General features: G+C 39.9%; 13 protein-coding genes. 9 read left to right on the top strand and 4 right to left on the bottom strand.

Features of this window, described 5'->3' with window-relative positions; translation table 11 throughout:
- Positions 1–146: 146 nt before the first annotated feature.
- On the bottom strand, positions 147–539 hold the full coding sequence (gene ytxJ / locus BUB91_RS02310) for a bacillithiol system redox-active protein YtxJ (protein ID WP_073096453.1): 393 nt from the start codon (positions 537–539) through the stop codon (positions 147–149).
- A 326-nt stretch (positions 540–865) separates the two neighbouring features.
- Here ytxJ and clpB point away from each other — a divergent pair, with 326 nt between their 5' ends.
- Positions 866–3469, top strand: coding sequence for an ATP-dependent chaperone ClpB (gene clpB / locus BUB91_RS02305; protein WP_073096451.1), 2604 nt, complete (start codon positions 866–868; stop codon positions 3467–3469).
- 223 nt (positions 3470–3692) lie between these two features.
- On the opposite strand, the gene BUB91_RS02300 is transcribed toward clpB, so the two are convergent.
- Together BUB91_RS02300 and BUB91_RS02295 are read right to left on the bottom strand one after the other, a co-directional pair.
- Complete coding sequence (locus BUB91_RS02300; protein ID WP_073096449.1) at positions 3693–5159, bottom strand: alpha/beta hydrolase; 1467 nt, start codon at positions 5157–5159, stop codon at positions 3693–3695.
- A gap of 566 nt (positions 5160–5725) precedes the next feature.
- Positions 5726–6166, bottom strand: a complete 441-nt coding sequence (locus BUB91_RS02295; RefSeq protein ID WP_073096447.1) for a VOC family protein — start codon at positions 6164–6166, stop codon at positions 5726–5728.
- A 209-nt stretch (positions 6167–6375) separates the two neighbouring features.
- Between BUB91_RS02295 and BUB91_RS02290 the strand changes: the two genes are divergently transcribed.
- Complete coding sequence (locus tag BUB91_RS02290) at positions 6376–8691, top strand: TonB-dependent receptor (protein ID WP_073096445.1); 2316 nt, start codon at positions 6376–6378, stop codon at positions 8689–8691.
- A gap of 706 nt (positions 8692–9397) precedes the next feature.
- Here BUB91_RS02290 and BUB91_RS02285 read toward each other — a convergent pair.
- A complete protein-coding gene (locus tag BUB91_RS02285; RefSeq protein ID WP_073096443.1) occupies positions 9398–10951 on the bottom strand; it encodes a M61 family metallopeptidase in 1554 nt (517 codons plus the stop codon).
- Between the two features lie 964 nt (positions 10952–11915).
- Here BUB91_RS02285 and BUB91_RS02280 point away from each other — a divergent pair.
- The 7 genes from BUB91_RS02280 (at position 11916) to BUB91_RS02245 (ending at position 21707) form a co-directional block, all read left to right on the top strand.
- On the top strand, positions 11916–12452 hold the full coding sequence (locus BUB91_RS02280; protein WP_073096441.1) for a hypothetical protein: 537 nt from the start codon (positions 11916–11918) through the stop codon (positions 12450–12452).
- 239 nt (positions 12453–12691) lie between these two features.
- Positions 12692–13879 (top strand): BamA/TamA family outer membrane protein, encoded by a 1188-nt coding sequence (locus BUB91_RS02275; protein ID WP_073096439.1) that lies wholly within the window; start codon positions 12692–12694, stop codon positions 13877–13879.
- 136 nt (positions 13880–14015) lie between these two features.
- A complete protein-coding gene (locus tag BUB91_RS02270) occupies positions 14016–14834 on the top strand; it encodes an oxidoreductase (RefSeq protein WP_073097175.1) in 819 nt (272 codons plus the stop codon).
- Positions 14835–15018: 184 nt separating this feature from the next.
- Positions 15019–16236 (top strand): exonuclease SbcCD subunit D C-terminal domain-containing protein, encoded by a 1218-nt coding sequence (locus BUB91_RS02265; protein WP_073096437.1) that lies wholly within the window; start codon positions 15019–15021, stop codon positions 16234–16236.
- A gap of 3 nt (positions 16237–16239) precedes the next feature.
- Positions 16240–19263, top strand: a complete 3024-nt coding sequence (locus tag BUB91_RS02260) for an AAA family ATPase (RefSeq protein ID WP_073096435.1) — start codon at positions 16240–16242, stop codon at positions 19261–19263.
- Positions 19264–19369: 106 nt separating this feature from the next.
- The gene (locus BUB91_RS02255; protein WP_073096433.1) at positions 19370–19762 is read left to right on the top strand and encodes an acyl-CoA thioesterase; all 393 of its coding nucleotides are present in this window, start codon (positions 19370–19372) and stop codon (positions 19760–19762) included.
- A 553-nt stretch (positions 19763–20315) separates the two neighbouring features.
- A complete protein-coding gene (locus tag BUB91_RS02245) occupies positions 20316–21707 on the top strand; it encodes an aminopeptidase P family protein (RefSeq protein ID WP_073096429.1) in 1392 nt (463 codons plus the stop codon).
- Position 21708 lies beyond the last annotated feature (1 nt).

Below are 21708 nucleotides of genomic sequence, written 5' to 3'. Positions count from 1 at the left end.
TTGACAGTATTATCAACCAACCTGTTAAAAACTACGGTTATTGTTTATTAGATTTAGCCATCTTCAAATGAAATAACCATTTAATAGGTATAAAAAACCCGAAGCGCTTGCTTCGGGTTTTTGCATGTATATTATGCAGGCTCTACTTAAAGTTTAGAACGCAGGCTTTCTGCATCAATAGCTCCGTGAGAAGTATGATAAACGGCAGTTCCGTTTTTAATAAGAAGTATTTGCGGACTCTCGTGCTGTACGTTAAACTTTTCTGCAATCGCACTACTGATGTCACGATGCGCTTTAAGATCTAAAAAATAAGGCGCTATTTCCTTCTTATCATAATCATACGCACGCTCAAAACTGCGTAACGCCATTTTACTAATTCCACAGGTAGTACTGTGTTTAAAAATTAAAACCGGCACGGCATTAGAAACTTCAACAATCTCATCCAACTGCTGCTCGCGCTCTAGCTGAATCCAGTTCATCTCTTTTAGTTCTTCTTTTACGATATCTCGCTGACTTTTAAACTTGTCAAAAAATCCCATAATAGTATTCTTTTTAATTTCATTAACGCCTATTAACACAAAGCGTGGGTAAATTTACTTAAGGTCAGGCACAAGTAATAAAAAAGTTAAGCCTGCAACTTCGGTTTAAAACCCCAAGTATCTTAATCCCGATTATCAGACAAATTTAAAGAAAGAAACCGGGCTTTTCTATTAATAAAACCCAAAGACGCCTACCGACAAAAAGTCGGTATAAATTGTTAAAAAAACTGACGAAACGTCGGTTAATTGAAACGGTATATTAATTGCCATTGCATACCCGAAATCAATACAGTAATCCTCTCAAGAGGCACAAACATATAGACACGATGAACTTTAATAATTTTACAATCAAATCACAAGAAGCCATACAGCAAGCCCAGGCGCTTGCTCAGGGGTATGGTCATCAGCAGATTGAGAATGAGCATATTTTTAAAGCCATTCTTGAAGTTGATGAGAATGTTACTCCGTTTCTTTTACAGAAATTGGATGTAAATATCAATCTGTTGAAACAGATTTTAGAAAGTACGCTTAGCAGTTTTTCTAAAGTAAGCGGTGGCGATATTATGCTGTCTCGCGAAGCTGGTAAAACGGTAACCGAAGCCGGTAACATTGCAAAGAAAATGAATGATGAGTATGTATCGCTAGAACACCTCATCCTAGCAATTTTTAAATCGAGCTCTAAAATCGGACAGATTTTAAAGGATCAGGGCGTTACCGAAAAACACCTGAAAGCTGCGATTGAAGAATTGCGCAAAGGCGACCGTGTGACTTCACAAAGCGCAGAAGAAACCTATAATTCGTTAAGCAAATACGCCAAAAACCTCAATCAGCTTGCCCGTGACGGAAAGCTGGATCCGGTGATTGGTCGCGATGAAGAGATACGCAGAATCTTGCAAATCCTTTCACGTAGAACTAAAAACAACCCCATTCTCGTAGGAGAACCCGGTACCGGTAAAACTGCTATTGCAGAAGGTCTCGCCCACCGTATTGTAGATGGTGATGTGCCAGAAAACCTTCAGGAAAAACAAATCTGGGCGCTCGATATGGGTGCGTTAATAGCAGGAGCGAAATACAAAGGTGAATTTGAAGAGCGCTTGAAAGGAGTGATCAAAGAAGTAACCACAGCAGCCGGAGATATCGTCTTGTTTATTGACGAGATACACACCCTTGTGGGCGCCGGTGGAGGTCAGGGTGCGATGGATGCTGCAAACATCTTAAAACCTGCTTTAGCCCGTGGTGAACTGCGCGCAATAGGTGCAACGACCCTAGACGAGTATCAAAAATACTTTGAGCAAGATAAGGCCTTAGAACGTCGTTTTCAGAAAGTAAATGTATTTGAACCGGATACTGAGAGTGCAATTTCGATCTTGCGTGGTATTAAAGAGAAATACGAGACCCACCATAAAGTACGTATTAAAGATAACGCAATCATTGCAGCGGTAGAGCTTTCGCAGCGCTACATCACGAACCGGTTTTTACCCGATAAGGCGATTGACCTGATGGATGAGGCGGCTTCTAAAATGCGTATGGAAATCAATTCTAAACCTGAAGAACTCGATGTTTTAGATCGAAAGATTATGCAGCTGGAAATCGAGATCGAGGCCATCAAGCGCGAAAAAGACGAGAGCAAACTCAAGTCGCTACACGCAGATTTGGCAAACTTAAAAGAAGAGCGTAACGAAATCAATGCGAAGTGGAAAAGTGAAAAAGATGTGGTTGACAATATTCAGAATGCAAAACAGGATATTGAAAACTATAAGCTGGAAGCGGAACGTGCAGAACGCGAGGGCAACTACGGTCTGGTAGCAGAATTGCGCTACGGAAAAATCAAACAGGCTCAGGAAGAACTCGAAAAACTGCAGGAGGCATTAGCCAATCAAGGGGAGAATACCTTGATTAAAGAAGAGGTTACCAGCGAAGATATCGCCGAAGTAGTTGCAAAATGGACCGGAATCCCGGTGACCAAAATGCTACAAAGCGAGCGTGAAAAACTACTGCTTCTTGAAGACCAACTGCACAAACGTGTGGTTGGACAGCAGGAAGCGATTGTTGCGGTGAGTGATGCAGTACGCAGAAGCCGTGCCGGGCTGCAAGATCAAAAGCGACCTATTGGTTCATTCTTATTCCTCGGGACCACCGGTGTGGGCAAAACCGAATTGGCAAAAGCGCTGGCAGAATACCTCTTTGACGATGAGAACAACCTGACGCGTATAGATATGAGTGAATATCAGGAGCGTCACAGTGTGAGTCGCCTGGTAGGTGCGCCTCCGGGATATGTGGGTTATGATGAAGGTGGGCAATTAACCGAAGCGGTGCGTCGCAAGCCGTATAGCGTGATCTTGCTTGATGAGATTGAAAAAGCACATCCTGACACCTTTAACATTCTATTACAAGTACTTGATGAAGGGCGTCTTACAGATAACAAAGGCCGTCTTGCCGACTTTAAAAACACCATCATCATTATGACCTCAAATATGGGAAGTCATATTATTCAGGAGAAATTTGAGAGTATCAAAGATCCTGAGACTGCAATGGAAGGTGCCAAAGTTGAAGTGCTTGGACTTTTAAAGCAAAGCATCAGACCCGAATTTATAAACCGTATAGATGATATTGTGATGTTTACCCCGCTTACGCGAAAAGACATCGAGAAAGTGGTAAGCTTACAGCTGAAAGGCGTCACCAAAATGCTGGGCAAACAAGGTATTACCTTAGATGCTACCTCAGAGGCTATAAAATATCTGGCAGACAAAGGCTTTCAGCCGGAGTTTGGGGCACGGCCGGTAAAACGTACCATTCAGAAAGAAGTGCTGAACCAGCTTTCTAAAGAAATTCTGAGCGGTAAAGTAACCACAGACAGCATCATATTACTCGATGCTTTTGATGATGAACTCGTTTTCCGCAATCAAAATGATCTGGTCAAGAATGACTGAAGAGCACTGGTTGTATAAATAACCAAAAAGCGATCCCCGAAAGGTGGTCGCTTTTTTTTATGTGTGTATTAAAGAAAACGTTATGCTGTCCCAATATATATCATGTGTTGCCGCGCGATTGTATCGCGTGGCATTTAGTTAGCATTATCTCAGCGCGATACAATCGCACGGGAACAGAAATATAAATTAGTATTATTCAGACAAGCTTTCAAAAATCATTCTTCTACTCAGCCCTATCCCCTTTAAAAACCTCCAACTCCAGCAATTCGTATTTTGTCTTCAACGCTTCAATATTCACGCTTTCTTCGTTCTTCAAATGTTTGTCAAAAAAACCGGCAACCAGTTTGGTGGTAATTTCCATTGCCAGTTCAGGGTCAATGCTTCCGCTTCCGGTAAGGGAAGCAACGGGAATCATAAACGGGATGTCCATAAAATTAGGATGACCGGTAGTTAATATTTTGGGCTCATAATAATAATCGGTGCTCTTTTTGTTGTAGATGTGGCTGTTGAGGTCTTCGTGCTCTGCAGGCCAATCTGCAGATAGATACAAAAAGGGTTTTTGAAACACCGTATCGATCTTAGTGCCCCATTGTATTCCGTCTAGATTAGCTCCCGCTTTAATGCGGTCATCAGTAAGCGCGAGTTTCCCTGCCGCGCCCCCACCTACCGAATGTCCAAATACGCCGAGTTGATCAAGCCGCATACTTCCTTTTAAAAACCCTTCGGTATTCCACTCGGGTAACAAATCAAGTATGCTTTGCATATCTACAACCCAGCGATTTTGAATATCGTTTTCAAAATATTCCTGTACTGCATCGCGCACAATAGGATGCCGCTGCTCAAAATCAAGCTTCCCTTCAAAAGCCTCTTGAATAGGCGTTATGGTTTGCATCTGATCTGCTGCAATTTGCTGCTGGTAGGCATAATTAAAATAGGCTGCTTCGCCATCTGGAAAAGCAGAACCCAGACTCTCATAGGTATGATTCATATTGATCACGATATACCCCTGGCTGGCTACTTCGCTGAGCAAGGCATAATAACCGGTTGCTTTAGAACCATACCCGTGTGAAAATAACAAGACCGGAAACGAACCTTGGGCAACCGCAACTTTAGGATACGCATAGGTTTTGACATAATCCAGATAGTTGAGTGTCGAAGCGGGCAGCCCGTATTTGGTTGCAAAACCAGCTCGACTTACGGGATCTAGATAGGTATCGCGTTTTATATCTGCCGCAATTGAATCTGCCGGATACCAAATTTTTAAAACCATGCGTCGGGTGTCTTTAGGATCATCGGTGATAGCTTCGTCACGTTTTGTAATAACATACACCGTATCGGTACCTACTTCATAAGCACCACCAGGCTCGGGCAAATCAAAAACCGGAAGCACAGCGGGCAAAGCCCAAACTACAACAAGTACGACTAAAAGGCCTATTCCGCGTAAAACATACAAAACAGACCACCGAAAGGTTGGCGCAGCAGCTGTAAATTGAATACGTAAGGCTAAAACAAGACTTAGAAAATAGGCCGGAAGCAATTGCCAGCGGTAGCCTTCCAATAAAAGCTGAAGTATAAGGATCACGCCCAAAGCATACAGAATCCATTGAGATTGGATACGCCTGGCGAGTGGCTTCCAAAAAATGGATAACAAGCTAAGAATTAGAAGTAAGATAATTTCGAAAAAACGCATAGACTTGATTTTAAATTACAGGCTATAAAACTAGCCGATCTCCTAAAGGATTGCGAGGTAGAATCCCCAAGCAATTAGGTTATCTGTCGCTCAAAATCAGCAGTTAAGAAAAAGTCGCTTCTTATACTGAACATCCTGATGGAAAATGCAACGCAGCGACTACCTTTTCCTCCGTTCTTAAAGTCAAAGCATTTTTAATACAAAGTCTATTTCTCTCGTTACTGCGCTGCATATCCCAATGCATATGGGGAATTATGTCTTGTGGCAAAACACCTAATATTAAGCAGTTTATCGCTCCCTACTTGACAGAAGACGCCATTTGGCGTATATTAGCCCTACACCTTTCAAAATGCGCTAAACTACTTTTAACCTTCAAAGTAGTTGCAACGCTCCTTAGACATTAGTTCACCCGTGGTTCACCCGTGGTTCACTCGTACTTCACCCGAGGTTCACCCGTACTTCACCCGTAGTAAAAGCATACATAACCTATGGAATAGGCGTGTTTACAGCCAGTAAACGCTAGAGGGTTTATAAAGGTGCAGGCAGACTTTATGCTTAAACCTAGCTTAGACACTCCCCTGATATTTTGGATCGTAATTTACCATCCACTCAATCCGGTATTTATCACAGAACATCCCAAAATACGACCCCAAAAAGCTCTGGTCAAAAGGTACTGCTACCGTACCACCTTCAGAAAGACCTTTAAATAAGGTTTCGGTCTCTTCTTTGGTTTCGGTACTGATTGAGATTTTACTTCGGTTTTCATGGGTATTTAATGGCCCTAGCGAAGGATGAATATCGCGTGCCATCAGGATATCATTTTTGTCAATAGGCAATGTGATATGCATCATGCGGTCTGCATGTTCCGCACAAATAAGAAAATCAGGATTTTTGGGCACATCTTTAAAGCGCATCACCGCAAAGTCTCCACCAAAAACCGATTTGTAAAAGCTAAACACCTCTTCTGCATAAACATCAAAATGAATGTAAGGATTGATTAAAGCCATATTTTGAAGCTAAAAAGGTTAAAATTAAGTCAGATTTTAAAGATATACGGTATTGCTAAAGCTGTAACATTCAGGCAAAATTATTTTTAACCTCCTACAGTTGTGTCTCTTGAAAATACTTATGCAAATTATTTTTATTTTTATTTATTCTAAATAAAAACGTTTAGTACATTCGCGTTGTTATTTATAACCAATCTAATTAATATACAATGAAAAAATCAATACTCATGCTGCTGATTCTTCTGCAAACAGCGGTGTTTGCACAACAGTCTCACACCATCACCGGTAACGTGCTTGATGCCAATGGCAACGCACTTAGCAATGCCAATGTGTATCTCGAGGATACTAATTATGGAACTTCGGTAAATGCTACCGGCTTTTACAAACTGAGTAACATACAACCGGGAACCTATACACTTATTATTTCTGAAATGGGCTATAAAACCTTCCGTAAAGCAAATATTAGCGTAAACGGAGATCTCACTTTTAATGTAGAACTTCAGGAGACTGTAAGTGCTCTGGATGATGTGCTTATTTCCGGTCATGGTAAGACAGAATATGTAGAACGCAATCCTTCTGAGTCTTTAAGATTGCAACAGGAAATCAATAAAATTCCGCAGAACATACAGGTGATTAGTAGTGACCTGCTAGAAGATCAGCAAGTCATTAGTATTATGGAAAATGTGACCCGTAATGTAAGTGGTGCACAAATGATAGAGCACTGGGGAAATTTTGCCCGTATCAATATGCGTGGTTTTCGAATTCCTCCCTTTAGAAACGGACAAAATGTACTTTCTACATGGGGGCCTCTCGCCGAAGATATGGCTTTAGTTGAAAAAATAGAAGTGGTAAAAGGGCCTGCTGCTTTTATGCTATCAAGCGGAGAACCGGGCGGTTTGTATAATGTGGTTACTAAAAAACCTACGGGGCTTTCCGGCGGAAACGTAGGTCTTACAATGGGTAGCTATAACACGCTGAGAGCTACGCTTGATGTGCAAGGCAAGCTTTCTGATGATAACAAACTACAATACCGCTTTGTGGGCGCAGGAACCACTCAGGAAGCCCACCGTGCTTTTGAAGAGCAAAATCGTTACACCTTTGCGCCTTCCGTAAAATATTTAATTGATGACAAAACTTCGGTTACCGCACAATATACTTACCAGTATAACAAAACCCGTTTAATCGGTTCGGCTTATGTATTCGCTCCCAGTGAATATGCCAGTCTTGACCGTGATTTTACCTTATCTGACCCCAAATTAGGTCCGGCAATTATGAAAGAGCATTACGGACTGATAAATTTTGAACATCAATTGGATCCTAACTGGACCGTAAATGCCCAGCTGGCCTATCTCAATTACCAGCACAGCGGTTCCAGTTTATGGCTTGACGGTACTTTTGGCGTTCAGGAAAACGGTGATTTAATACGTACCATAAGTATCTGGGATGCTAAAGAAGAAAAAAAATTGGGACAGGTTTTCGTAAACGGTAAAGCTAATACCGGTGCAGTAAGTCACAAAGTTTTAGGTGGACTAGATTTCGGTAAAAATGAATATATAGCAGACTGGTCACAGGCGATCAATATTGATACGGAAGAAAATCCATTCAATATTTACAATCCGCAGCCGCTCGCTGTCGCACCAGTCTTTGACCGCTCTGTACCCTTAACACAGCGTACCGCAGGTTTTATAAGCAGCCAGTATTTAGCCTATTATGTTCAGGATGAGCTCGGCTTTTTTAATGACGATCTTAGACTAACGCTGGCGGGAAGATACACAGAGATGAAAACCAACTCGTATGGCTCTACCTCAACCGATAAAGTATTTACCCCGCGCGTGGCTGCTTCTTATTCTATACTAGATAATTTAAGTGCTTATGCCATGTATGATCAATCATTTTTACCTACTCAGGGAGCAAATGCCAATGGAAATGCTTTTGATCCCGTTACGGCAGAAGATATTGAAGGAGGAATTAAATATGAGTTTGGCGATGGAAAATGGAATGCTACCGCAGGGTATTTCAACATTCAAAAAGATAAAATATTAGTACCGGGACCAGACCCTAATTATTCCATACAAATAGACAGCGATGTGACTTCAAAAGGTTTTGAATTTGACCTGAGAGGAGAGATTTTAAACGGACTGGGTGTAGTGCTTAATTATGCTAACACCAATGTAGAAGATGCAGACGGAAACAAGGTGGTTGGTTTTTCTAAACACATCACAAACGGATGGTTAAACTACAAATTTCAGGAATCTAAATTGCATGGTTTTGGCGTGTCGCTAGGATACCAGTATCTGGTAGATCGCTCCACTTGGGCGTGGGGTTCTGATGGAGAAACTGACCTACCGGATTACTTTAGAATGGATGGTGCCTTATCATGGGAAAACAACAAATTTAGAGTGGCGCTTAACATCAACAACCTGCTGAACGAATACTTGTATTCCGGTGCAGACTATGGCAGCTATCTGTACTGGCAAAGCGAACCGGGACGTAATTTTAGAGTTAGCCTTAACTATAAGTTTTAGAATTTATTTGCTCTTTATTCTAGACTTTAGATGCGATCACCTCCGGGTGATCGCATTTTTTGTATGATACATCATTTTCTAATTCGCAATTTAACAAATCCTCAAGCCTAAAAACACTTCCAAAATTAATAATACATTTTACATGGTATGCTATTACGAAGAAACAACTACGATTAATTTTACAGTGGAAAACCCTTAAAATTAAAAATAAGAACTCTATATATCTTTTCGCTTTTTTTCTGTTTATGTACCTTATATGCACAAGAAACTTATAAATTACTAGGCTATTGGGTCTCCCCATACACAAAACTCAACATCTAGTAAAATTGTTTCGGCTCTCTTAAAAAATATTAATACGAATATTAGTGCCTCAAAACGTATAAATGAATTTAAAAACTCATTAGAAACGGGTGGGTATCGATGGGGAATGTCAAGTGTGCGAATAGATCGGATAATGGCAAAGCTTTCAGATTTAAACAAATTCACAAAAGCAAAAGGAAAAGCAGAAATCACCAGCACTTCTCAACCATTACACATACGCGTGATCAAGAAACCAGTAATTTTTTTCAACTAATAAATAAATGATAAGTTGGTCTGAAATCATCAGGTATAAATACTAAGATGATCACCAAAGGCCCGACTACTTTATTCTCATGTTAGAAAAAGATAAAAACCCAACACATTGCATTGAAAGTATTAACCCGTACTACTCTCTTAAAAGCGCCTCCCTAATTTCCTTTTGTAAACTAGTCTTTGGTTCCGTTTTGATAAGTTGGTATTCACGTTCCACAAGTGTTGTTTCCGGGTTGTCAACTTCGGTTAAATCTAAAGCCAAAGCTCCGTAAGCTAAGTACTTTTCATAATCAGGTGCTGTTGTAGTTTCTACATAACCCCGCAATTCATCCAGTGATTTACCTGCTAGTTCTGCAACAGCTTGCCAAAATTCATCTTCGGTATAGCCCTGCTCCTGTTCTTGATAATAAACCTTGTATAAATAGCGCATCACATCATCTAATGAATGCTTGTTTTCACTTTCGTGGCGAATAGCCAAATCCAACAACAATGCTATAATAGGTCCTTTTTGATAATACGAAATGGTGGTTGCATCGGTAATCGCATCCTTGTTTAAAAAGTGATTCCATACATCAAAACTCGAACGTTCTAAAGACATATGCTCCTTCCCTTCTTTATTTTCTATCGCTTTAAAATGACTGCTTAAATAGTGGAGCACTTCCTGCGAATTGATCAGGCCGGCATCACGCATAATAAGATATTCATAATACACGGTAAAACCTTCGGCTACCCAAAGCATTGTTGTATAATTTTCTTTACTGTAATCAAACGGTCCTAATTCAACCGGTCGTAAAGCTTTTACATTATACAGGTGAAAATACTCGTGGGTGATAAAATTGAGAAAAGCTTTATAATCTGCATCTGTTTTAAAATCAAAACTTCCGTAGGTAAAAACCGCTTGCGAATTGGCATGTTCCAGACCACCACCTCCGGCTTCCATCATTATAAACGTGTATTCTTCAAACGGAATATGTTGCATCAAATCGGTCGTACGCAAAATAATCTCCCGTAAATCTTTTATAAATCGATCTTTATTAAAACCCTCTGGCGTGGCAATAGCCAGTGTAAAGTCTTTACCCAGTTGTTGAAAATCAAACATCTTCTGGTTACCCAAATACAACGGACTATCATACAACACATCAAAATTTGATGCATAGAAGAGTTCATCTTCTTGCTTTTTTAAACCGGTAGCAATCTCACTCCACTGCTCTGGCAATTCAACCGCAAGAGATATCGAATCCTCTTTTTTTCCTTCCGGAAACATAAAAACATCTGTATTTGCCAGAAAAGCATAAGTCGCATTGACATTAGACTCTGCTACCGATTTTCTGTTGGCATAAACCCGATAGCTAACACGTATTGAAGTCTGCTTATTCGTATTGATTACCCATTTGTTTTTTGAAGATTTATGCCAATCAAGCTTAGCGTTATCAGCGGTAATTGCCTGAAAATCTACAATATGAGCAGGGTTGTCTAAAATTTTATAGTAACCGGGGGTCCATACCGGTAAAACAAGTGTTGTAGTAGATTCTTTAAGATTACTCAGTTTTAGGCTTACTGCTATATAATGCTCCTGAGCTTCCGAGAAATTTAATTGGTAGTGTATCTCTGATTCCTTTTGAGCAGCAACAGGATTTAATGCATTGAAAATCAGAATAATTAAGAATAAATTTATTTTTTGAATCATAAAAACGGACTTAAAAAGAAGGATAAATTTAAGTAATACACAGGAGCTTGTTGTGACTTCTCACCTTACATTATTTAACCAAAATACACCGCATTTCAAATCAATCAATTACAGATCAAGTTTGAATTTTGAACATTGATCATGCATACTTTAATCCTTATTTTACTATTAAACCCTAGTGTATATGCACAAACAATGGTGAATCAACGGTCAATCTATGCTTAAACCCCTAAGAATACCCTAAAAAACTTGCCCTATCGCTTTATAGAATACTTTAGTAAAATAACTGTGAAAAAGAGTAGTTTTGAGGAGCCCAAAAAAGAGAAAATGATATTTAGGAGCAGATAATCAAGTCTTAGAATTTAAGATAATAGATTATAAATTTCCTGAAATAACTGACTGTGAGTACGATTCAAATTGACTTTTGAGTTACTTAAATATCAAAAGCAAGCATGATAATTGGAGATCAACTAATCCCTCATTACTTACAGCTGATGTAAAAGGAATAGTGAAGTGGTTGCTTGGACTTTCAACAAAAAAGCTATATACATCCAAGCTCTTGCGTTTTCTTTAATAATCTTACTGGGCATATTAATTGTGTAAATAAGCCAGGTGTAATTGTTATAGTTTTGTTTTTTATGGCAACTGACAGGGTACTAAAAAATGAAAAAACTTTAGCTTCTGTTGAAGCCACTAGTCAGCAGAAGTACTTTTTGCGCTGATTGGCGAAATACTAATTTAAAAATCCACATGTTCGATAATAGGAATTGTATTGGTAATACCAGATATGATGCTACATAGTTTCAATAAAGAAAAGCCATACAATATTAAACGTAAACGATATACAAGCTCTTAATTTTTAAGCAAATAAAAGAAGGTATGATTAAATAAACTTATAACTGTCGCTAATAAGGTCCACTTCTATATATTTACCCAATCAATCAAATAATTAGTATTCTCCTCCATGAAATACATTTTGCTCCTTAGCTTTTCTTTTTGTACTCTTTTTACGCTAAATGCACAACAACAAAACGGTGTAGAAAAAGGCCTGCTTTCTGTAAACATTTTAACCCCAGGCTTAGAATACGAACTGGGTCTTACCAATACAACCACATTAGATTTTAGAATAGGTACCGGCTTCGCATATCGCAAAGGTTTTTTTGGAGAAGGATATGGTGTTTACCCTATTTTTAATGTGCAATACCGCTATTACTACAACTTAAAAAAAAGACATGATAAAGGTAAAAACACGACTAACAACAGTGCTAATTATCTAGCCTTAAGTGGTGCAGTACAAACTGGCAAACCTATTATTGGTAATCTGGAGTACTATGAAGATTACTTTGGCGTGATAGGGCCTGTGTGGGGATTACAGCGTTATTACAAAAGTGGGTTCAAGTTGGATCTCAACTTAGGAGGCGGTCTTGGTTTTGATGATTATGATAAAGCGTATTTCTCTCCTATTATAGGTATTCGTCTGGGATGCTTCCTTTTTAAATAGACTGTAAGTCTGTATTTAATCAATCAGGATATAGGGTGATTCAGCTTAAAAATTAGGATTTCCTTAGGTATTGAGTTGGTTTTTTCAGCTTGTAAACTACTTCGGGGCAGGCCTGCCTTTGTCGGCAGACAGGCCCCCGAAGCATTAAACGGAACACTACATTTTTAGAACGAGACAAGTCTCGGAGCATTTAAATCTCGATTATCGAGTAAAAGGCTATTTTTGCTTGAAAACCTACTATGCTGAGAAAATTATGTTTCCTAGTTCTAAACCTTAGTATATTTCTATTTCTTGGTCTTCAGATACAAGCACAGGATACAGAATCTAAAGCTGAAAAGTCAAAAAAGGGATTCATTTCCCGCTATATCAATAACATCTTTAACGATACTGTTGCAAAGGAAAAAGCACAATTTCTTATCTATCCTGTAATGGGGTACCGCCCGGAAACTGGTATTGAATTTGGAGTAGTACCGCTTTATGTCTTTTATGCCAATGAAAATGTTAATAACAGACTTAGTGAAATAAATGCCTACGCTTTTTTCACCTTAAACGGGCAATACGGTCTTCGCATCAATCACGCTGTATATGCTGATCAGGACAAGTGGTTTTTTCTGGGTGATTTAGATTTCGAACAATTCCCACTTAAATATTACGGCATTGGCAATGAGGTCCCAAAAGAAAATATCGCGCTAGTTGATGCAACCCAAATACGTATTAAAGAACGGGTTTTAAGAAACGTTACTAAAAACTTTTACGTGGGTTTAGAAACCGATTTTAGAAGTCTGAGTAACGTAACATTTAAAAGTCCGGAAGAAGAAGAGCCTTTAGCAAATTTTGATTTACCTTTTGGAGCCGAAGGCACGACTAGCTTTGGCATGGGGTTAGGCTTGGTTTATGACGAGCGGCACAATGTATTGAATGAGCGCGATGCATTTTTTAGTGAGTTTGCATATATCAACTACAATCCGTTTTGGAAAAGCGATGTGAAATATCAGATCATCACGACTGATAACCGGTTTTTCAAAAAAATAGGAAAAAACGATGTGCTAGCTGCACAGCTTCTGGGTGAATTTAATTTTGGTGGCGATGTTCCCTTCAATCAGCTCTCCTATATGGGAGGAGAGAATATGATGCGGGGGTATTTTAAAGGAAGATTTAGAGACCGAAATCAGCTTGCTGCTCAAATTGAATATCGTTTCTTACCGCTCAAATTAGGTTTTACGAATCGTATTGGAGCAACGGTATTTACCGGTATTGGTGAAGTTTTTGATGGATTTAATGAAATCAAAATGAACAATCTAAAATGGTCTGCCGGTGCCGGTGCCCGCTTTTTACTCTTTCAGAAAAAAGATATTTATTTACGCTTTGATTATGCGTTTACTCCAGACGGAAATAATTTCTATTTAAGTATCGGTGAAGCTTTTTAAGTAACGCTTAGTTATCACATTTCAACTGACTCATAAATAAATAGCTTCACTATTTAAAGTGATTTGGTTCAAAGCATATTCTAAAACCGGAAACTCTGCATTATTGAGTAACTTCAAAAGAAAAAATAAAGCTGCTATGCAAAAAGTTATTTTAATCACCGGAACGAGCTCGGGTATAGGAAAGTCTACTGCCAAAAAATTACTTGCAAAAGGTCATACCGTTTATGGCGCAGCCCGCAGACTTGAAGAAATGCAAGATCTCGAAAAATTAGGGATGCACACCCAGTTTCTCGATCTGACCAAAGAAGATTCTATACAAACATGCGTGAATACCATTCTTCAAAAAGAAGGCCGTATTGATGTACTGATTAACAACGCCGGTTACGGATCTTATGGAGCGGTGGAAGATGTTTCCATTGAAGAAGCAAAACGTCAGTTTGAAGTCAATCTTTTCGGGTTGGCGCGCATCACACAGTTGGTACTCCCAAGTATGCGAAAAAATAAGCATGGTCGTATTGTAAATATTTCATCAATGGCAGGTAAAATATACACCCCTTTTGGTGCCTGGTACCACGCTACAAAACACGCACTTGAAGGCTGGAGCGATTGTTTACGCCTCGAATTGAAAGCTTTTGATATAGATGTGGTGATCATACAGCCGGGAGCTATAAAAACCGACTGGGGAACCATTGCGGCAAAAAACCTAAAAGAAAATTCAGGGTCTGGTGCTTATGCTAACTTTGCAAATGCTGCAGCAGACAGTATGCACGATGCCTATACCAGTGATCGCTTAACTGATGTTGCAGTTTTAGGAAAAACCATTGCCAAAGCAGCAACAGTAAAAAAACCAAAACGCCGATATGCAAAAGGTTTTATGGCAAAACCTGCGATGGCCTTACGCAAATGGCTAGGCGATGGGATTTATGAAAAGATCATTATGTCGCAGTTTAAGTGATGTTCCATACAATGCCATTCTAAAGTTTCTAACACTAAGTTTTTTTAGATAAGATACCATTTGCTTAATATTCTGGTCTATTATAGCTTTCAACTATCCCACATTTAACCTTGAACAACCTTTCTGATCTACTTATCAATTTTCGTAACTTCGGCTTTCATCCTACGCAATTAAAATCTGGTACATGAAAATCCTGCATACCGCTGACTGGCATATCGGTAAAAAATTACACAAACATTATTTACACGCAGACTTTGAGCTGTTTATCAATTGGTTATTGCAAATCATTGAAGATGAAAAAATAGAGCTTCTACTGATTTCAGGTGACGTGTTTGATCTGGCAAACCCGTCTGCAGAAGCACGCCGGCAATACTACCTGGCGCTTAAAAAACTAAGCATTCTCAACTGTAAAATCATCATCACGGGTGGCAATCACGATTCGCCTACCATGTTAGATGCGCCCCGCGAAATTCTGGAAGCGCTCAATGTTCACATCATTGGTGGTCTGCCACAGGATCTTAAAGACTGTATCATACCAGTTTCTAATAAACAGGGCGAAACCGAACTCGTTGTTGCTGCGATTCCGTTTTTACGGGATAGCGATATACGCAGTGCCGAAACCGGCGTTACCTATGATAACCGCATTGAAGCCATTCGCAAAGGTATGGAAGCCACATTCGCACAAGCAGCGGACCTGTGCAAACAAAAATATTTCGATCTGCCCGCCATAGCCATGGGACATTTATATGCTGCAGGCATCGAGGCTTCAGAAAGTGAGCGTGATATTCAGATCGGCAATCAAGCAGCCTTTCAGGCGAGTCAGTTTGGCGACTATTTCAGTTATGTGGCGCTGGGACATATTCATAAACCCCAGCGCGTGAGTGCAAGCATTCCTACGTTTTACAGCGGTTCGCCCCTGCCTCTTTCTTTTAGTGAACGTAGCGATGAAAAACGAGTGCTGATTTTAGATACCAGAACCGGTTTTGAACCGCAGAGTCTTTCGATACCCAATTTTAGAAAACTGCATAAGATTAGCGGTACTTTAGAAAATATAAAAGCGAAACTGAGCAACCTTACCCCACAAGGTGAACTCACGGATCTGATTGAAGTCGAACTTATTGAAGATGATTTTGATGCGCATGTACTGGCTCAATTAGATGAAAGCGTCACCAGCTTTGATACACCCGGACTAGAAATTGTAAAGCATCGGGCTAGCTTTAAAAACCGCCTTCAGGAAACCGGAAAACTCTTTGAATCGCATATACACCTTGAAGATCTCAAGCCACAAGAAGTGTTTCAAAAAATGCTGGAGCAAAACAGTTACGATACCGAAATCAAAGCACGGGTAACTCAGGCTTTTCAAGAAATTCTAGAGGAAATACATACAGCAGATCAGCCTTAAACTATGAAAATATTAAAGATCGCATTTAAAAATATCAACTCGCTACGCGGCGAGCATAAGATCGATTTTACTAAAGAACCCTTTTTACAAAACAGTCTTTTTGCCATCACCGGTCCCACCGGTAGTGGTAAGACCACCATTCTCGATGTGATTTCCTTAGCGCTGTTTAATCAGGTGCCGCGACTTGGTAAAATGAGCACCACTGAGGTTTTAAAAAAAGGAGCCATTCTTACCCGCAATCAGAGTGATGCTTTTGCAGAAATTACCTACCAATGTAAAGACGGAATTTTCGCATCAAAATGGGAAATCTCTACCAATAGAAACGGAAACCTGCGCGATTATCACATGGAGATTGCAAATGTTACCGGCAACACGCTTTTAGACTTAAAGAAGTCTGATGTGCCTACTAAAAATGAGGAACTCATCGGACTCAATTACGATCAGTTTATCAAGTCGGTTGTTCTCGCGCAAGGCGAATTTGCCAAGTTTTTACAAGTTCCGAAAAAGGAACGCGGCGCATTGCTTGAGAAAATTACCGGTACCGAAATTTACCGACGCATCGGGCAAGAAGTTTTTCTGAAACATAAAGAGCGCGCTAAAGAGATAGATGCCAAACGTGCTAAGATAGAAACCTACAAAGAGCAGTTATTAGAAGAAGCGGTCTTTGCTGAAAAACAGCAGGAAGCTGAAAAATTAGCTACGGAAAAAAAACAACTGCAACAAGAATTAGAACGCCTCGCTAAAGAACTTGATCTTAAAAACAAGCTTCAAAAAGAAGAAAACGAACTGAAGCAAACCGTGCAACAACTGGAAAGCTTTGCGCTTCAGAAAGAAAAATTTGACACCGAAAAAGGCGAAGCTTTAAAACGGCATCAAGAGGTACAATTGTTTGGGGAAGAACTCAATCAATGGCAAAGTTTACAAAACAAACTAAAAGATAAAAAGCAGGAAATTTCTGTTGCAAGCGAAGTGCTTCAGCAAGCTAAAAAACAACGTGAGACTTTAACCGTACGCTTTAAGGAAACCTTTCAATTAGCAGTTACTCCTGATAATTTCTTAGAAAAAGTAACGGCTTATAAAAACCGCATACGCACACTGATTACAGAGCGCAGTACGATTGCTGCTACCTATAAAACCACTAAAACGCATATTGAGACTTTAGCAAAACCCTTGAAACTTACCGCTTCTGTTTCTAACTTGACTGCTTTTCAAGAAGAACTGGAAATACAGGAACGGGAGAATTCTGCAGCCTATCAAAAATTGAAACAACAATTTGATTTGGCAAACCAGTCGGTTGAAGATCTGCAAAATAAACTGCAGCAGAAACTGCGACTCATTCGTCAGGCTGAAAAAGCACATCGGGATTTAGAGAACCAAAAATCAAAATTGCAGGAACAGCAAAATGAATTGAAAAAGCTGCAAACCCAATCAGCCGATTTACCTGATAAACTTTCTAAACTCAAAAGTGAGATTGAGCTGAAAGAAGCCCAACTGGAAGCCAAGCAAAACAAGCTTGAAGTTGAACAATTGCAAAAACAGTTGGAAGATTTCCGCAGGGATTTAAAACCCGATGAAGCTTGTCCCTTATGCGGCGCGTTACATCATCCGTTTGCAGCACATCTACCGCTGGAAGAAAACGGACTAAAAAAAGCCGTAAGCCTATTGGAGCAAGAGCTTAAAATCTTGAACAAATCGTTTACAGAACATCAAACAGCCTTAAAGCAATTTACGCAACAAAGCAGTGATTTACAGCAACGCATACAAGTCGGAACAGCACACGTAAAAACCGTTCAAAGCGAATTCACAACACAGTTTAAAACCGTTCTGAAAGAAATTGAGGAAAACGATTTTACAGTGCTAGAAAATATGTTAGAAAAACAGGAGCAAGACTTAGCAGCTGCTAAAAAACTACAAGACACGCGCAGTCTTTATGCGAATCTAAAAGTACAAACGCAGGAACTACAAACGCTTATTGATTCTGGTATCGAGAAGAAAAAGGCGATCACTGGCTTATTTAAAGGTGAAAATTTTGAGCAAGAAATCGGTGAAGCCGAAACTTCCTGGAACAGCAACGAACAGAATGCTGCACAACAAAATCAACTTTTAAAAGCTGCAGAAGAAACTTCAGAAACACTTAAAATAGAAAACGAAAAAATCAGTTCTGATTTACTCAGCAAACTGAAGCCTAAAGGTTACGATGCTATAGAAGCTGCAATTGCTATTCGGCTCAATGCAACTCAGGCTCAAGCCTGGGCACACGAAAACCAGGAGCTTGAAAACCAACTCTTGCGTTTAAAAACACTGCGTAATAAACTCGTTGAAGAAATTAAAACCTTAGCCGATGCAGCAGATGAGATTCCTCTTGAAGAGTTACAAGAACAACAAAAAATAAAAGCAGCTGCGCTCACAGAAAATGAAAAACTAGCGGGAGAAATCACGCGCACTATTTTAAATCAAAAACAATATTTAAAGTGGATTTTTGATTTAAAAACACAAATTGATAAGGAATTAAAAGACTCAGAACATTGGCTTATTCTCAAAGATCTGATTGGCGATTCTAAAGGTGACAAATTCAATGACTTTGCACAGGATCTAACGCTTGCGCAATTGCTGCAACTTGCCAACAAACGCTTAACCCACCTTACAGACCGGTACCGTATTGATCAACCCACTGATGATGAAGATGACAGTTTGGTTGCGATAGATGAGCATATGGGTGGACAACGCAGATCGATCAAAACCCTGAGTGGTGGAGAAACCTTTATTTTGAGTCTGGCGCTTGCGCTGGCCTTATCTGATTTGGCTTCTCGCAATATTGAAATCAACAGTTTGTTTATAGATGAAGGTTTTGGAACATTAGACCCGGAAACTTTAGATCAAACCTTAGACACGCTAGAAGTCTTACAAGCCGAATCTTCAAAAATGATTGGGGTTATCAGTCACGTAGACAGCCTAAAAGAACGCATTGCCACTCAAATACAACTCACTCAAAACGGGCAGGGTTATAGTAGCCTTAAAGTGGTGTAATGCTATCTAAAAATTCTATCGAATCATAAAGGAAACTAGCTGTGTTTAGCACCGTTTAGGAGGTATAAGTCTTAAATTTGCAGTAGAAATCTTAAAGACAAATACCATGAATTTTCACACCCGAAAATGGATCAAACCACAGGACTTAAATCCCAACCGTTCCCTTTTTGGAGGTCGGCTTTTAGAGTGGATTGACGAAGAAGCTGCTTTATATGCAATCATTCAATTAGAAAATCCACGTACGGTTACTAAATATATCAGTGAAATAGATTTTAAAGCCAGTGCCCGCGAAGGTGATATTGTAGAAATAGGTCTCGAACCGGTAAAATTTGGTAATGCTTCAATCACGTTGAAATGTGAAGTCCGTAACAAAATGACTCGGGAAACCATCATCACCATCGATAAGATTGTTATGGTTGGTCTAGATGAAAACGGGAATGCCAAACCCCACGGCAAAACAGAGATCGAATACGTAAAAAACAGGCTGGAGAACCCCTAAAAATTCACTTGGAGACAAGCCCATAAAGCATAAAGTAAACTACCTCGGGACAAGCCTGTCTGCCGACAAAGGCAGGCCCACGAGGCATTCGTTAGAAACAAATTTTCAATTTCGAGGCATCTCGATAGCGGGACGGGGTATTAAACCCTTTGGCGGTGCCAATGAAACAGCTTTTGACTTCGAGTCAAGCCTCAAAGTAGTTACCTCTCGATTATCGAGTCAAGTGCTATATTTTGCATAAAAAGAGGCCCTTTCAGCCTCTTTTTGTTTTTACCTGCTAATAAATGCATACAATAGGGCAATAGTTGTTTATTCAGTCCCGATGCATTTTGATAATTTAGCAGCCAATGCCCGGTTTTTAGCGCTCTAAATTCACAGAAATCTTCAAACCGGTGAAGTAAACTACCTCGGGGCAAGCCTGTCTGCCGACAAAGGCAGGCCCACGAGGCATTCGTTGGAAACAAATTTTCAATTTCGAGGCATCCCGATAGCTCGGGACGGAATATTAAACCCTTTGGCGGTGCCAATAAATTTTTAAAACTTTTACATCTTTATGTTCCCTAAAAACACATATGTCAACAGACGAAATATCTTAAAACAAACCCTAAAAAGCGGCATCGTACTTTTACCTGGTAACGGAGAAAGTTCGATGAACTATGCTGACAACTGGTATCCATTCAAACAAGACAGCAGCTTTTTATATTATACCGGGATTGATCATATCCCTGATTTGTATTTTCTGATCAATATAGATACCGGAGAAGAAATCCTTTTTGGAAACAATGCTACCCCAGAAGAAAAAGTATGGATAGGCTCCCCGGAAAAACTAGAAAGCTTTGCTGAAAAGTCAGGCTTCAGTACCGTAAAACCTTTGGATCAGGTTGCTTCTTATTTAAAAACACAGTTAAAAAAAGGGCAACAGGTGCATTACTTGCCTCCTTATCGTGGAGCTCAAAAGATGGCTATAAGTGATTTATTGAATATTCCGCTTGCGGAAGTTGAAGCCAATAAATCTGTTGAACTGATAAAAGCTGTTGTCGCACAGCGCGAACGCAAATCTGCTGAAGAATTAGTAGAACTGCACGAAGCGGTAAACATCACGCGTAAAATGCACGAGTATGCTATTAGAAATACAAGACCCGGAATGACCGAAATGGAAGTTGCCGGTGCTTTAAATGGTATTGCTGTAAGTGGCGGTGGCGGTCTCGCTTTCCCTATTATTTTGACTAAAGATGGACAATATTTACACAACCACGCGACAACAGCAAAACTGAGTGAAGGTGATTTGGTTTTATGTGATAGTGGTGCTTATAATAAAATGGGGTATGGGGGTGATATGACCCGTACCTTCCCTGCAGGCAAAACCTTTACACCACTTCAAAAAGAGGTGTACAACATTGTTTTAAACGCACACGAGAGTGCGATTGCTGCACTAAAACCCGGTATTCGTTTTAAAGAGGTACACCTTTTAGCTTCTAAGAAGTTAGTAGAAGGGCTCACTGATTTGGGCTTGATGAAAGGGAATGCAGACGATGCTGTTGCGGCTGGAGCACACACCTTGTTCTTTCAGTGTGGATTGGGCCATATGATGGGGCTTGATATTCATGATATGGAAAATATGGGCGAGCAATATGTAGGCTACACGCCAGAACTTGAGAAAAGCACCGAGTTTGGTTTAAAATCCTTGCGTCTGGGTAAGGAACTACAAGAAGATTTTGTGCTTACGGTTGAACCCGGCTTGTATTTCAATCCGTTTTTGATTGACGAGCGTAGAGCCCAAAATAAGTATATGGATTTTGTGAATTACGACGAAGTTGAAAAGTTCAAAACCTTTGGCGGTATCCGCGTTGAAGAAGATTTTGTGATCACCAAAGACGGCAGCGATCTCCTGGGAGAACCACTTGCGAAAACCGTAGCAGCTATCGAAAAATTAAGAAACAACTAAA

The organism is Leeuwenhoekiella marinoflava DSM 3653 (genome assembly GCF_900129005.1).
Taxonomy (GTDB): Bacteria; Bacteroidota; Bacteroidia; order Flavobacteriales; family Flavobacteriaceae; genus Leeuwenhoekiella; species Leeuwenhoekiella marinoflava.
The sequence above is the reverse complement of the archived record's forward strand: the minus strand, read 5'-3'. Positions and strand labels throughout refer to the sequence as shown.